11 protein-coding genes, 1 tRNA gene and 1 pseudogene are annotated in these 14835 nt (G+C 55.4%); 6 read left to right on the top strand and 7 right to left on the bottom strand.

Going from position 1 to position 14835, the window contains the following annotated elements; translation table 11 throughout:
* Genes ACZ5M3_RS05455 through ACZ5M3_RS05445 form a run of 3 tightly spaced genes read left to right on the top strand, consistent with a single transcriptional unit; the run spans position 1 to position 2995 of the window.
* Complete coding sequence (locus ACZ5M3_RS05455; protein WP_464840623.1) at positions 1-1065, top strand: lysylphosphatidylglycerol synthase transmembrane domain-containing protein; 1065 nt, start codon at positions 1-3, stop codon at positions 1063-1065.
* A gap of 11 nt (positions 1066-1076) precedes the next feature.
* Positions 1077-2162, top strand: coding sequence for a lysylphosphatidylglycerol synthase transmembrane domain-containing protein (locus ACZ5M3_RS05450; protein ID WP_464840622.1), 1086 nt, complete (start codon positions 1077-1079; stop codon positions 2160-2162).
* A complete protein-coding gene (locus ACZ5M3_RS05445) occupies positions 2159-2995 on the top strand; it encodes an NAD(+) kinase (protein WP_464840621.1) in 837 nt (278 codons plus the stop codon). Before ACZ5M3_RS05450 ends, ACZ5M3_RS05445 begins: the two co-directional genes overlap by 4 nt.
* Here the strand turns inward: ACZ5M3_RS05445 and ACZ5M3_RS05440 are convergent.
* The 5 genes from ACZ5M3_RS05440 to ACZ5M3_RS05420 are packed head-to-tail and all read right to left on the bottom strand — an operon-like array spanning position 2979 to position 7846.
* Entirely contained in the window at positions 2979-3770 is a 792-nt protein-coding gene (locus ACZ5M3_RS05440; protein WP_464840620.1) for a DUF835 domain-containing protein, read from the bottom strand. The genes ACZ5M3_RS05445 and ACZ5M3_RS05440 overlap by 17 nt on opposite strands.
* Positions 3761-4738 carry a bifunctional N(6)-L-threonylcarbamoyladenine synthase/serine/threonine protein kinase gene (locus ACZ5M3_RS05435; protein WP_464840619.1) on the bottom strand — a complete coding sequence of 326 codons (978 nt, stop codon included), beginning with the start codon at positions 4736-4738 and terminating at the stop codon, positions 3761-3763. Before ACZ5M3_RS05435 ends, ACZ5M3_RS05440 begins: the two co-directional genes overlap by 10 nt.
* Positions 4739-4778: 40 nt before the next feature.
* Entirely contained in the window at positions 4779-5300 is a 522-nt protein-coding gene (locus ACZ5M3_RS05430) for a flavin reductase family protein (RefSeq protein WP_464840618.1), read from the bottom strand.
* Positions 5301-5344: 44 nt separating this feature from the next.
* Entirely contained in the window at positions 5345-6661 is a 1317-nt protein-coding gene (locus ACZ5M3_RS05425; protein WP_464840617.1) for an acetate--CoA ligase family protein, read from the bottom strand.
* Positions 6662-7846: a hypothetical protein gene (locus ACZ5M3_RS05420; protein WP_464840616.1), complete on the bottom strand. Its 1185-nt coding sequence runs from the start codon at positions 7844-7846 to the stop codon at positions 6662-6664.
* A gap of 70 nt (positions 7847-7916) precedes the next feature.
* Between ACZ5M3_RS05420 and coaD the strand changes: the two are divergent.
* From coaD to ACZ5M3_RS05405, 3 genes and pseudogenes are all read left to right on the top strand, one after another.
* Positions 7917-8381 (top strand): annotated as a pseudogene (coaD, locus tag ACZ5M3_RS05415) (phosphopantetheine adenylyltransferase); the annotation flags it as partial.
* Positions 8382-8451: 70 nt separating this feature from the next.
* Positions 8452-9132, top strand: coding sequence for a triose-phosphate isomerase (tpiA, locus tag ACZ5M3_RS05410; RefSeq protein WP_464840615.1), 681 nt, complete (start codon positions 8452-8454; stop codon positions 9130-9132).
* A 77-nt stretch (positions 9133-9209) separates the two neighbouring features.
* Positions 9210-9285, top strand: a tRNA-Gln gene (locus ACZ5M3_RS05405).
* A 343-nt stretch (positions 9286-9628) separates the two neighbouring features.
* Here ACZ5M3_RS05405 and ACZ5M3_RS05400 read toward each other — a convergent pair.
* Entirely contained in the window at positions 9629-10315 is a 687-nt protein-coding gene (locus ACZ5M3_RS05400; protein WP_464840753.1) for a hypothetical protein, read from the bottom strand.
* 49 nt (positions 10316-10364) lie between these two features.
* On the bottom strand, positions 10365-14744 hold the full coding sequence (locus ACZ5M3_RS05395; RefSeq protein WP_464840614.1) for a DNA-directed DNA polymerase II large subunit: 4380 nt from the start codon (positions 14742-14744) through the stop codon (positions 10365-10367).
* Between the last annotated feature and the right edge of the window lie 91 nt (positions 14745-14835).

The raw sequence follows: 14835 nt of genomic DNA, 5'->3' as shown, positions 1-14835 counted from the left end.
ATGGAGTGGAAGAAGTACTCCCTCCTGGGCCTCGGCCTGCTCATAATACTCCTCCTGATCTGGTGGGCGGGATTAGAGGACGTCATGAAGATACTGAAGGGTGCAAGGCTGGACTACTTCATGCTCGCGATTCTGGCGTATGTTGCGGCGGTCATCATGTGGGCGCTCCGCTGGCGCGTTCTCCTCAAGAACCTCGGGATAGATGCGCCCTTCAGAACCATAATCGGGGGACTTTTCGTGGGCATCTTCATAAACAACGTGACCCCCGGCGCCAGGGGCGGCGGCGAGCCCGTCAGGATGTACTACATCTCAAAGCACACGAGACAGCCCTATGGGCACGTGTTCGCCACCATAATGATGGACAGGATTATGGACGTCATCCCCGTTGTAGTCATGCTCCTCCTCTCGACGGTTTATGTTTACAACCTCGGCTCCCTCTCACTGACCATGACTCTTTTTCTCCTCGACGTCTTCTTCGCCATCATAACCCTTGCCACAGTTGGAATCCTTCTCAGCGAGAAGAAGACCAAGAAAATCCTCTACTGGCTATACAGGCTCTTCGGAAGGATAATGCCCAAAAAAGCCGCCAAATACGAGGAGAAGTTCGTCCACACCGTCGAGGTGAGCGTCCCCCAGTTCCAAGAAAACTTCAAGGTTCTCATACGCCACAAAACCGCCTTCACCCTCTCGCTGATTTACTCCTTCGCGTTCTGGTTCCTCGTCCTGCTCCGCTCGTACTTCATCTTCATGAGCATAAACAACCCGATAAGCCTCCTCGACGTTATGGTTGTCCAGATGATCGGCATAGTGGTGGGCATGTTCATGATAATACCCGGTGGTGCAGGAATAATAGAGGTCATAAACTCCGCCGTTTACGTTCTTCTGGGCATAGACAAGGAGATAGCGGTGACCGCAACGCTTCTTGAGAGGCTTGTCTCGTACTGGGCACCAACGGCCATTGGCGCCGCGGTTATGGCCCACTTCGGCATCAAGATCAGCGAGGAGAAGAAACTCCAGTCAAAAAACGACAACGATATAAACAATAACCCTCAACATAACGGTTAGCGGTGTGCATTATGGACTGGAAAAAGATAGCGTTCTTCATCGGAGCCCTTCTGATAATAGGCGCACTCATAAACTGGGCCGGTGCCCGGGGTATAGCGGATATTCTGATGAATTCGGACATAGAGTACTTCCTCATGGCCGTCATCTTGTATCTCGTTATGTTGCTGGCCTGGGCACTGAGATGGAAAGTCCTCCTGAAGGGCCTAGGGATACACGCTCCCCTGCTAACTGTCTTTAAGGCGATATTCGTCGGAATGTTCTTTAACAACATAAGCCCCGGGACCAAGGGGCTCGGTGAGTTCATCAGGGTTTACTACCTCGCCAAAGAGGTCAAAGAACCCTATGGGCCGATGACCGCGAGCGTGATGATGGACAGAATGCTCGACCTGGTGCCAATAGGCGTGATGATGGTTCTGGCGACCATCTACGTTTATGCCCTCGGAGAGACCGCCCTCACGGTTCTGATAATAATCCTCGACGTTATCATGATAGGCTTTTCAGCCTTCGTGATATGGCTTCTCATGAGCGAGAGGAGAGCCCACTCCGCCGTATGGTGGATTTATCGTCAGTACCACAGGATATCATCAAAGGGTGCTGAAAAACGCCTCGAAGGATTCAAAAAGACAGACGAGGTCACGATACCGAGATTCCAGAGGGACTTCAGGGCCCTCGCGAGGAGCAAGTCTTCCACCTTCGTGGCGGTTCTCTACTCCTTCGCTTACTGGGCCCTGACTATAGCCAGGTATTACTTCATATTCCTCGCAATAAAGCACCCAGTAGCACCAATAGCGATAACAGTAGTCCTCGTGGTCTCAATGGTCGTCGGCATGTTCGCCATAGTCCCCGGTGGGGCGGGAATAATAGAGGCAGTTAACACTGGAGTCTTCATAGCCCTGGGACTGGATCCGGAGTATGCCGTCACCGGCGTCCTGCTGGAGAGGCTGATATCATACTGGGGTCCCACGGTAATAGGCCTCTTTGTGACGGCCGGCTTCAAGCCCGAGGCCGAGGAGGAAATCCCGCTCACTGCCCCGGATAGGCGGGTTCTTGATGAGGATGAGAAGCTTGAGAAAGCCGCAGAAAGGGAGGGGCTATGAAGTTTGGTATAGTTGCCAGACGGGATAAGACCGAGGCCCTCAAGCTGGCTTACAGGGTCTACGACTTCCTGAAGGTCAGCGGATACGAGGTGTGCGTCGACAGCGAGACCCACAGGCATCTCCCCGAGTTTCAGGAAGGGGACGTCTGCCCGCTTGAGGATTTCAACGTTGATTTCATAATCGTCATCGGAGGGGACGGGACGATACTAAGGGTGGAGCACAGAACCAAGAAGGACATACCCATCCTCGGAATCAACATGGGCACGTTAGGATTCCTCACCGAAGTCGAGCCCCACGAGGCGTTCTTTGCCCTCAGCAAGCTTCTGGAAGGGGACTACCACCTAGATGAACGCATAAAGCTGAGAACGTACCTAAACGGCAAGAACACCGTGCCGGATGCGCTCAACGAGGTGGCCGTCCTGACGGGAATCCCCGGAAAGATAATCCACCTTAAGTACTACATAGACGGGGGCCTGGCTGACGAGATAAGGGCCGACGGACTGATAGTCTCAACACCGACGGGCTCCACGGGATACGCAATGAGCGCGGGCGGGCCCTTCGTGGACCCAAGGCTGGACGTGATGGTCATAGCCCCATTGGCACCGATAGCCCTCAGCTCACGGCCTATGATAGTGCCCTCGTACAGCACGATAGACATCAGGAACATCGCAGTAACCAGGGAGGTCATCCTTGCCATCGACGGCCAGTTCTACACGTACCTCGAACCGGAAACCGAGATCACCGTGAAGCTCTCCCCGAGAAGGGCCAAGTTCGTGCGCTTCACCAACGAGGTGTACCCGAAGTACACAATGAAAATCAAAGGGAAGTTTTGAGGAGTTCTTTCAGGCTTTTTACTGGGGCGAACTCCCTTTTCAGTATCATCATCTCCTTTTCATCCAGCGTGGAGCTCCCAACGAGGAGGAGAACCGTGGAACCGGCCCCAATCGCGTAATCCTTGAGCGCTGAGAGGAACCTGAACACCGAGTGGAATTCGTTGTAGAGAACCAGAACCTCAAGACAGTCTATCACGACGAGCTTTCCGCCGCCCTGGAAGAACTTCACGGCACTGTCCAGTATCACGTGGAGCCTCGTTGGGCCGACGCCGCTCCCGCTGGCCTGTGTTATCCAGAGGGCCTGGACATGCTCGCAGAGGCCCTCGTACTTCCACGGACTTCTCGTAACAACCATGGCAGGAACCTCGCATTTCCCGAGGAACTCCAGCACCTCATCCTCCCTCTCCCCCAGGTACATGAAACCACCCGGGGGCAGTTTTCCATCGAGAACCTTCCCGGAGGGAACTGGAAAGATTCTCCTCTCGACACTCCTGATGTAGTTCATCAGCCCGTACGTTATCCCCAGTATCGAGAAAAAGTACATCGCCTGCTCCGCGGACATCAAAAGATTGTGGGGCATCATAAAATCGTCGAGAACGTCTATCGCCCGCCCAATGGATGCCAGGAGAAGTGAAAACGCCGTCACAACTATGAACCGATTGAGGGGACCTTCGTAGCGGTTGATTCTCCTGAAGGCGTAGAGGGCCGCGTATCCTATCACGACGAGCAGAACAACGTCGGCGATGAACACCAAGGGGGGCACCATCAGCTCCATACTACCTCCACCTCATCTGTTCTGAACTTCTGCCTAACCAGTGTGTCCTGAATGCTGAAGCGAGCGCCTCCGCGGTACATCCTCAGCCCGGTGTAGGCGATCATAGCCCCGTTGTCCCTGCAGAGGTCGTAGGGGGGAACAAAGAAGTCTATACCCCTGTCCTCGGTCATTATCTGGAGCATCTCTCTGAGCCTGTTATTGGCGGCAACGCCGCCGACCAAGACGACCTCATCCTTGCCCGTGTGTGCCACCGCCCTCTCCGTCACCTCAACCAGAGCGGCAAAGGCGGTCTCCTGGAAGGAGTAGGCAAGGTCTTCAACGCGGTACTTGCCGGTTCTGTACTTCCTCACGGCCTCCGTGAGTATCCCAGAGAAACTCAAATCCATGCCCTTAACCGCGTAGGGTAGCTCTATGTAGCACTCACCCTTAAGGGCGAGCTTCTCAATCTTTGGCCCGCCCGGAAAGCCCAGGCCTAGCTCCCTCGCAAAGGTGTCTATCGCGTTCCCTATGCCTATGTCGAGCGTCTCGCCGAAGACGCGGTAGCGGCCGCCTTCAAGGGCAAGAACCTGAGTGTTGCCGCCGCTGACGTAGAGACCGACGGGGTCTTTAACGCCGAACATCTTGGTTATCTCCACGTGGGCGATGCAGTGGTTGACGCCGACTATGGGCTTCCGGTACTTTATCGCCAGCGCCCTCGCGGCAGTCGCGACGACGCGGAGGCAGGGACCGAGACCGGGCCCCTGGGAAAAGGCTATCACATCAACGTCTTCCATACCTATTCCAGCCTCGTCAAGGGCTTTCCTTAGAAGGGGCTTCAGGAGGCGGGAGTGGTGTTCAGCTGCCTCCTTCGGGTGTATTCCCCCCTTCTCAGTCGTGAGAGTATGGAATACGTTGGCCAGAACTTCGTTTTCTGTAACGATGCCTATGCCGAGAGTGTGGGCGGTACCCTCCAGACCAAGGGCTATCATCGTGATATGGGTCTGGGGAAGTGTATAAAAAGCTACCGGGCTATCGTCCCGGCCGGTAAACCTTCTTCTCGAAGGTCACGAAGTCCGCCCAGGAAGCGTGGGCGAGAAAGCCCGCCTCAAGGTTCGGGCTGTCCCTCCTAAAGGCGTCCTCTCTGGCGGAGCCGCCAACGACCTCACCGACGAACCACGTGTGGTCGCCGTAGTCCCTTTCGTCAACGAGCCTGCACTCGATGTTTGCCAGCGCGTTCCCGATGCTCGGCGTTTCAATGACCTTCGAGGGGACGAGCTCTATGGACGTCTCCTTCAGCTTTTGAGGCCCGTGCTTCGTCCCAACCACCCAGACGTCATCGAGCATGTCAAGGCCGGGGACGCTTATTACGAACTCGCGGTACTTCCTGACGAGCTTCCAGGTGTGTCTCTGCGGCGCTATGGCAACACCGACCATGAACGGCTTGGCGGAGACTACCGTAACCCAGTCCGCCGCCATGACGTTTGCTTCCTCCCCCCTTCCGGCAACGACGAGGTAAGTCCTCATCGGATAGAGGAGCCTGTACGACTTCATCCCACCACCGAATATGAATCCTGCTTCATGGTATAAAAGGTTAATCAGCGCAGGGAGAGCCAGTGGAGCGCCCTGGCGGCCCTCTCGGACGTTGAGAAGTTCTTGATTCCGTTCATCTCCAGGAGCTTAACCCCTCCCCTCACCAGCTCGCCTGCCATGAAGTTGACAATGACCGGCTTGCTGCAGTCGGCCTCGATTACAGCTTTGGCTATCTCCTCGCTTGGAATGAAAATCGGCGGCACGCAGATTACCAGGAGGGCATCAACGCTCTCGTCCCGACAGACGACTTCAATGGTCTTCTTATATCGCCCATAGTCCGCATCGGCTATCAGGTCGATGGGGTTCTTAACCGAGCACTGGGGCGGGAGGAAGGACTTCAGCCTTTCAACGGTTTCATCGCCCAGCTTGGCCATCACAAGGCCGAGCCTTTCGAGCCTATCCGTCGCCAGGACGCCAGGCCCGCCGGAGTTCGTGATCACCGCGACCCTCCTTCCGGCTCTTGTGTACATCTCGAAGGCCTTTGCAGCGTCGAAGAGCTCCTCCATCTCCTCGACCTCAATCGCCCCGGCCTGCTTAAACGCTGCTCTGTAAATCTCGTAGCTTCCAGCCAGAGAACCGGTGTGGGAGGCGGCCGCTTTAGCTCCGCTCGCGCTCTTCCCGGCCTTGAGGATAATGACGGGCTTTTTGCTCGCAGCATAGTGAAGGGCCTTCAGAAAGCGCCTGCCGTCCTTAACGCCCTCGATGTAGAGGGCTATGACCTTGGTGTTCTCATCGTCGGCGAAGTATTCAAGGAAGTCGCTCTCGTTTAAATCCGCCGCGTTTCCGTAGCTCACGAAGGCGGAAAAGCCTATACCCTCCTCATTGCCCATCGCCAATGCGGCACCGCCGAAGGCTCCGCTCTGACTGATCAAGGCCAGTCCGCCGGGCCTAACGCGGATCTCAAAGGAGCCGAAGAACTTCCCGTGAACACCGAAGATGCCGGCGCAGTTGGGGCCGATTATCCTGACGCCGTGCTTTTTCGCTTTTTCAACCAGCTCACGCTCAAGCCCCTCGTTCCCAACCTCCGAAAAACCGGCACTTATAACCACGGCACCCTTGATGAGGGAGCCAATTTCATCGATGAGGGCGGGAACGAACTTCGCCGGGATCGCTACTATGGCAGTGTCAACGGCTTCATCAAGCCTCTCGCGGATCTCAAAGGTTCTCCCGGCAACCTCGACGGTTCCGCCCTTCGGGTTGACTGGGACTATTCTGCCCTCAAAGCCCCCCTCCACAATGTTTCGGAGAATCTCGTAGGCTATGGCGCCCTCCTTGAAGGAGCCAAATACCGCAACGCTGGAGGGATAAAAGAAGAAGTCCATTCACTCACCCCCGCCGTCCAGTTCCTCCGGCAGCCCTTGCCCTTCCGCTTCCGATGGAGAATTTTCCTCAGATTCCCGTTCGGATATCTTGGGTTCCTTCTTGACCCCCTTCTTCACGATGATGACGGCCGCTATCACGAGCACAACGGCTATCCCGTAGGCGTAGAGCCTGTAGTTTGATTTTTTCTCCGTGACGGTTATTATCAGGGTGTGGTCCGGTGCCAGAACGTAAGTGCCCCTGACGACGGAGATGTTGTCAAACGCACCCGGAAGCTTCACCATGGCCTTCCATATCTTCTCAGAGGACGTCTCCTGATAGGCAACCTCCGGCCGTACAACTCCGATGACAACCAGCGAGCCGTTTTCCTGCCTGGCATCTATGCTCATGACGTCCATTGTGGCCTTGAAGCTCGCCAAGAGCTGGTTTACTATCGAGGGAGTCACGTTGGCGCCGGTGAAGGTCGCGTTGAACTGGACGTAGCCCTCGTTCGGGTCGTAGAGGAGGGAAATCTCCTTCCTAGTCGAGTTCAGGAACAGCACGTAGGAATACACGGGAGTGTACAGTTCTATGATCGGGAGAAAGCTTCCGTCCTTCCACACGGCAACGTTATCGCTCAGGTCGTCGGGAACGGGAGCCAGGTTCTTTATCTGGTAGTCGCGGGGAAGGATCAGGGTGAGCTTGTCCCAGCTGTAGTCGAAGACGTGTCCTTTGTACACGAAGTCCAGAAAACCGCTCACAGGACACCGGAGCACCTTTCCATCGCTCACAAGGAAGTTTGCAACGGCAAATGTCACGACGGCTGACCAGTTGTCGAGAACCCTAACGGGCCCTCCCGAGGGGAGGTATATCGTGCTGTTCATGTTGGCTGCCTCAAACCTCTTCTCAAGGTTGTCCTTCATGTTGTCGTAAACCAGCTGCTTCACAAGGCTCTTGAACTCCTCGTTAGCCTTCGTGCTGTTGTTGGCGGCCAGATAGTCGAAGTACGCCCGATAGCCGGGATCCTTCAGAACCACGTATATCTTGAATGTCCCCATCCAGGTCGAGACGTTCTCAACCTTCACGGGGGCCACGGTAACGGTCATCTCCATCCTGAAAAGGGGCTGCGGGTCGTCGACCGCACTGACCTCACCGATGAGCGGAGTGAGGAGAAAAATCATGAGAATGATTGCCATGAACCGCCTCATTCAACCACCTCCACGGAAATCTTCTCAGAGAATAAAAAAGCTTATTGGTTCGGCCACCTAAGCAATCACCATGGGGAAAAAATACAGGAAGGTCGTCGTCGGCGGAACCTTCGACAGGCTCCACCTCGGCCACAAAGCCCTGCTCAGGAAAGCCTTCGAGGTAGGGGAATACGTTTACGTCGGCCTCACCTCGGACGAGATGATAAGGGAGAAGCCCCACGCCGATAAAATCCTTCCCTATGAAATCCGATTGAAGGATTTAATCAAGTTCTTCGAGGTGAACGGCTATTCCAACTACCGCATAATCAGGATACACACCGCGATAGGCTTCGCCGGCGATATGAAAAGCCTCGAAGCCATAGTCGTGAGCGAGGAGACCTACAAGGGAGCGCTTATCGTTAACCGGGCGAGAAAGGAAAAAGGTCTGAGGCCCCTGGAAATAGTCACCATCGGCCTCGTGAGGAGCCCGTTGGGGCCCAAAATCAGCTCGTCCATGATAAGGGCCGGCCTCATAGACCCCTTCGGAAGGCCCCTCTCCAGTGGAAATAAAGCCCCGAAGGGAAAGGCGTTTAAGGAACAAAAACATAACACCTACGGTGATACCAATGTCGAAGCTGAAGGAGCCGATTATAGCGATTAACTTCAAGAGCTACGCCCAGGCCACGGGCGAGGGCGCTCTGAGGATAGCCAGGGCCGCCGAGAAAGTGTGGAAGGAAACCGGAATAACAATCGTGGTCGCGCCACAGCTGGCCGACCTCTACAGAATAGCCCAGGAGGTAGAGATTCCGGTTTTTGCGCAGCACATCGACCCGATAACGCCCGGAAGCCACACCGGGCACGTCCTTCCGGAGGCCGTTAAAGAAGCTGGAGCCGTTGGAACTCTCCTCAACCACTCTGAGAACAGGATGATTCTCGCAGACCTGGAGGCCAGCATAAGGCGCGCCGAAGAAGTCGGGCTCATGACGATGGTCTGCTCCAACAACCCAGCGGTCAGCGCGGCGGTGGCGGCACTCGGGCCGGACTACGTCGCCGTCGAGCCGCCTGAACTGATAGGTACTGGAATCCCCGTGAGCAAGGCCAAGCCGGAGGTCATCACCGGCACCGTCGAGCTTGTTAAGGGGATCAATCCGGACGTCAAGGTTCTCACGGGCGCGGGAATTTCCACCGGCGAGGACGTCAAGAAGGCCCTTGAGCTCGGAAGTGTCGGCGTTCTCCTCGCGAGCGGGGTTACGAAGGCCAAAGACCCGGAGAAGGCGATAAGGGACCTGGTCTCGTTGATTGTTTGAGTCTTTTTCGCCCCATTTAATTCCTTCTGACGGGGGACTTAAGATTTATAAGCTTGAACAGGCTCTTTCTATCGGGCAGCCCCGTGGTGTAGCGGCCAAGCATGCGGGACTTTGGATCCCGCGACCCGGGTTCGAATCCCGGCGGGGCTACCATAGAAACTTCGCCTGCGCGAAGTTGAAGCCCCGCTTCAACGCACGGGACGATAGTCCCGTTGAGTTTGACCAAGATCCGTAGCCCCTTTTAAAAGGCTAAATTCTGAGTGGTTTTCTACCAGAACGGTTGTTTCAAGTGTGAGAACCTTTCAAGTTGCTCCTTGGTAGGGGTTTAACTTTAAAATCGACGCCCTAAGGGCGTTAAAAGAGAGCAAACCCAGTGCCAATGTCTGTTTAAACGTGTTCTCCTTGAGAAAACGAGTCTTCTGGGTGTAAAATCCTTGTATTATGGTCTTTTTAGAGGGTGAGCTACAAACTTTTGGTCAAGCTTTTTCCAAAAGCTTCAAAACACAAACTCCTCCACGCCAAAGCTCTCCACGACCCTTTCGAAGTCGTGCTCGGGCGCGTAGGTGAAGCCGCAGGAGGAGCACTTTAAGACACCGTTCTCCTCATGGAGCGGAGAGAAGCAGACGGGACAGCGGTACTCGTCGCGGCTCAGCCCCTCGTAAACCTCGTCTTTCATGACGAGAAGGTTGAGCTCGACCTCCCAGTCCTCGTGGAGCATGCCCCAGTAGGGAGTCTCAACGGGGTAGAAGTCCTCAAGGACCAGGGCATTTATCCCGATGCCCCTGATTCCGGGCGGGAGCTTGCCGGTGGGCTCGATTGAAACCACATACTGGTCGTAGAACTCTATGTGCTCAGCTCTGACGGTCAGACCGCGGGATAGCTTAGAGCGGAGCGGTATGAGCTGGAGGAAAAGGTTCTCCCTCTCAACGTCCCAGCTGGCGCTTATTGAAACGCTCCCCCTGGTAAAGAACTGGGTTATGTATCTTTCATCCCTCTCCTCGCCGGCGAGGCGAAAACCAATCTTGCTCATCGCCCTCCCAAGGAAGTTCGGCCTCGGGAGCCGCTGGTAGTTCACCAGATACTCACCTACCCACCCGGCGAGGGGCATAGAATAGCCTATGAACGCCTGCCTCTGAACCCGCAGGTATGCCACGCTGGGGAGCAATTTGAACCCGGGATTCATTCCCATCAAAGAGAGAGCGGCATAATGGTATATATGATTAACGGAAAAGCTAAGAGCCGAAGAACTCGTCGAGGCTTATGCCCTTCTTTTTCTTCTTCATGGAAGACTTTTCCTTCTTGACCGCCCTCTCCAGCCCCTGTGATGGCTTTATTTTTTTCTCCGAGCGCTTGGAAGCCTTGGATTCCTTCTTTTTCTCCATCCTGGACTTCTGCTTGAGCTTTCCGTTCGCCCTCAGCTCGTCGAGGTAGCCGTTTTTGCCGTTGGACTTACCGGTGCGGGCCTTTATCATCTTCTCGCAGACGTCTGCGGAGAAGCCCATCAGCGTCCTCTGCCTTTCAGGGAAGACGTTTTCAAAGAGGGACTTTATGTCCTTCTCGGTCAGGCATATCCTCTGTCTCGTATAATCCAGGACGCTGTACTTCGTAACGAGCATCTTCGCCGTGGGGAGGTACTTTTCTATGGCACCCTTGCTGACGGTCAGCACTATCTTTCCGCCGCACTTGGGACATTTTCCTGTCAGTGGAGGCCTCCTGTACTTGGTGTTGCACTTCACACAGCGGAACTCCTGTCTCGTGAAGCTCCTCAGGTTGCCCCTCAGATCAGGAACGAGGTGGGAGTTGATTATCGTTTCAGCTACGTGGTGTTCGTCAACCGCCCTTATGCGCTCCGCCAAGGCGAGCTGTCTCTCGACCTTCTCCACCATGTCGCCGAGCTGTTTGTACAGGCTCATCTTGGGGCCGAGGCCGATGTCGTCAGTATCGTGTGTGAACTTAAGCCCCTCGTACATCTCCGGTTTGCCGAGCCTGTCCTCGACGCGCTCTATGAACTTAATCTCTTTGGGCGACTTCATCTCGTAGGTGGCGCTGTAGAATTCCAGCGGGTAGTAGCGGACGACGTCCATGTTGTGAACCTCGCTGTCAACCTCCCTTGGATCGAGGCGCGTGGTAACGACCAGAGGTGCATCCATCTTGCCGCCGCGCTTTTCTGGAAGGTAGTACTTGCTGAAGTTGAGGAGCGCATCGAGGAGGAGCATCACTGCGTCCTCGTCGCCGTCGCATTGGTGTGTTACGATACTTTCATTTATTATAACGTTATGATAGGTTTTAGCGTTTAATGAGAACACAAAGTCGCTCTTAGGCTTGAGATAGTTAATGTGCTCGATTTTGAACGGCCTGATAGAACCATTTTCATAAACTCCTATCAACTCGCCCTCCTTAACCTCGAAGGCCCGCTTTTCCACGAACTTTCCGTTATCATAGACGAGAACAGGATGGTCAACTGTCGTTTCAAAGCTCCTCCCGAGTTCAAGCTCGAAGCGAATCAGGTGGTCGGTACTCGGAGCTTTTATCACCTCCTCGATGTCCGTGAGAACGACCTTGCCGCTCTCTGGATCAAAGGAATAGACCTTAACGTCCCTCTTCGGCTTCCTTCTCACATAAACCATGTTTTCATAACGCTCTTCCCCAAACAGCTCGTAAAGCTCGCGAAGGGTTATCCTGGCCAGTTTGCCGTCTATCTGGACGAGGATTCTCGTGTCGCCGGGGAAGCAGTTCCTTCTCTTCGCTGCATGGTAATACGGGTGCGCATAGCCCACAAGAACGTCGGAGAAGCCGATTATCCTGCCGATGATTCCAGCAGAGGTGTGCGGGGCGAGGCCGATGACGAGGTGGCCGACCAAGTCCTCCATCCTCTCGGCGTTGTAGAACCTCGGTAGGCCGTAGAACTTTTCCAGGAGGTCGTCTATGAAGCGGGCCACCTTGAGGAGGTAGCGACCGGCCGCGTAGGGCAGTATGACGTCCTGGACTTTGAGTTCCAGTATCTGGTCGTCCCTCTCAAGCGGTCTGCCCTCGAAGTCGCGGGTGTAGCCGAGCTCCCTCAACTTTTCAACGCTCGTGCCTATCTCCCTCGGCTTGAAGTGGGTTATCGGGGCGTCTGTGGCGTCAAAGCGGATGGTGCCGTCCTTAAAGACGTAAACGTCGTTCTTAGCCCTCAGGAGGCCCTTCTCCAAAGGTTCAGCCATCTTGTAGCCGGAGGTCATGCCCTGGACGCCCTTGAGCCTGTCGATGCCGTAGACCTTCACGTTCTCCATGGCGGCGCGGAGAAGTTCTGAAGGCTTTATGGTTCTCCTCGCGTAGGGCTTCAGCTCCATTCCGCACTTGGGGCAGTGGAAGTCAAAGCTCTCGGCCTCGTTCTGGGGATAGTCAACGTTGCACTTGGCGCAGTGCCAGAGGAGCTCCTTTCTGGTGCCGCAGCGCGGGCAGATGTGCTCCGGGCCGGTGTGACCGCATTCCTGACAGCGGAAAAAGGCTATCTCAACGCTCGTTACCTTTCCTTCCTCGGCGGCCTTCTTGATGTCCCTGCTGGAGCCACCAGCGAGGCCGATCGGGAAGAGAACCTGCACCGGCGGCTTCATCTTCCTCTCCTTGGCCTTCTCAGGTCTGCCCATGCGCGCGCCGATCCAGCTTATTCCCCTGTCGCGAAGCTTTATCCGGTTGTTTTCGTTGATGATGTCTATGACGGTGAAGAACGGCCTGGACTTGAACTCCCATTCGAGGTTGCCGAGGGGTGTTAACAGGGCGGCGCTCCACGGGTAATCGACTACTATGACCTTCTTCCTGTCCCCGGCCTTTTCAAGCCTGTGGGGGAGGCCGAGGAGCTCAAGGTAGCGCTTGATCCGGGGGTCGTTCTCCAGAACAACTTTTCTCGCGAACTTGTTCTTCATGTGTTCGTCCCACTCGATTTGGGCCCCCAGCAAAGCCCTCTGGAGCTCTTCCACTTCCTCCGGTTTGAGCGTGTTCCAGTAGAGGGTGTAGTAGGGGTGAAACGGGATCTCCAGAACCTTTGAGAGGTGTATGGCAACCTCAACGTCCGGCCTCACGCGGAGTGGATCTTTCAGCAGACTTTGGAGAAAGTCCGGGTCAAGTTCAATGTATTCAGCAGCCTCCTCAACGGCCTCTCGCGGGTTGTCGGAGAAGGGTCTGAGCTCGACCTCGTAGGTTTCCGCTATAGCTTTGACGAACTCCTGAATCCACCATTCCTCGACGTAGTTGGCCGGTAAAAGAGTCTGGTTGTTCTCCACGAAATCGCCGAAGTTCACCAAAGCATCGCCGACGTAGAGGATCTCATCGATTTTGTCCCTGATTCTGAGGGCGGTTTTGTAGTCATCCACGCGTATGACGCTTCCGTCCTTGAGCCTGACTATGGGGCCTTCGACGGTGGTTGCCGGTGTCACGATACAGCCCTTGCCGGGCCTCTCCGTCTTCATCTGGGTTCCAATTGCTGTGAACTCGTCCAAGACCAGCATGGTCGCGGGGTTGACGCTCCATGTTGCGAAGCCGGAAACCCTGGAGCGGCCGTATCTGAGCCTGAATCCACCGTTCCTTGAAGGCTCGGCGAAGAGCGGCCTTCCACCGATTATCTCCTTCGTGTACTTCTTGTTGGGGGCGATGTTGGCCTTAAAGCGCTCGTAGAGCTCGTAGTAGAAGCCTTTCTCAACCTTCTCCTTCCCTTCCTCTTTGCCCGCTTCCTCGGCCTTGGAATCCCCGGAGGGCTTTTCCTCGGCAGACTTGCCCTTCTCCTTGGCCTCGACGAACTCCTTTATCCAGTCCCAGCCGTCAACACCCATCTTGTCTATGTACTTGACGAGCTTCTTGGCCTTCTGGAGAACACCCTCGGCGAGAACGAGAATCGCACCGCCGCGCAGGTGGTTGGTCTCAACGCCTGGGACGTCCCTGTGGGAAACCTCTACCTTATCCGTCTCCTCACCGGTTATCTCAATGGGGATGTTCTTCATGGCGAGCCTTACCTCGTCGGCCTCCGGGTGGTACTGGAGGCGTGTAACCGCGCGGTGGTAGAGGTCTATCTCCTCGACCATTCTCTCTATGTGCTTCTCGCTGGGCTTGAAACGGTCGAGGCCGAGCTTCTTCCTGACGTAGTCTCCCACGAGGACGCTCAAAGCCTGCGCCGTTCCGCCGGAGCTCCTTATCGGCCCCGCGTAGTAGAGGGCGAGGTATTCGGAGTTATCTTCCCAGCTGTTGCGTTTGATTTTAACGTCCGCTATTCCCTCCAGGGGGGCGGAAACTATACCCTCCGTGAGAATGGCCAGTGCTGTCCTGACGGCCTGCTCGGCGTAGCGCTCCTTGCTTCCGAGGTCGCCGAACTTACCGTCTATGATCTCATCGACCACCTTCAAGGCGGCCAGTTCTTTACCGTACTCCTTGACGAGCTCCCTGATTCTCTCGGCGACACCCTTGGGTCCGACAAGGCTCTCAACACGGCCGGCCATGTCCGTGGCCTGGGGAACCTCAACCTCCAAGCTGGGATCCTTACCCTGTTCGCGGGCCTTTCTCGCTATCTCGTAGGCCCTGTCTATCTCGCGCTGGAGGGATTCGAAGTAGGCCTTCATCTCGGGAGAGTACAGATTCGACATTTAAACACCCCCAGAATCAGGTATTTCAAATATCAAATTGAAGTACTCCGCTAAGTTGAGAGAACGAAAATTAAGGAAAAAAATTAGTGGA

The organism is Thermococcus coalescens (genome assembly GCF_055392585.1).
Note: the sequence above shows the minus strand (reverse complement) of the source record. Positions and strands in the feature narration are given on the sequence as shown.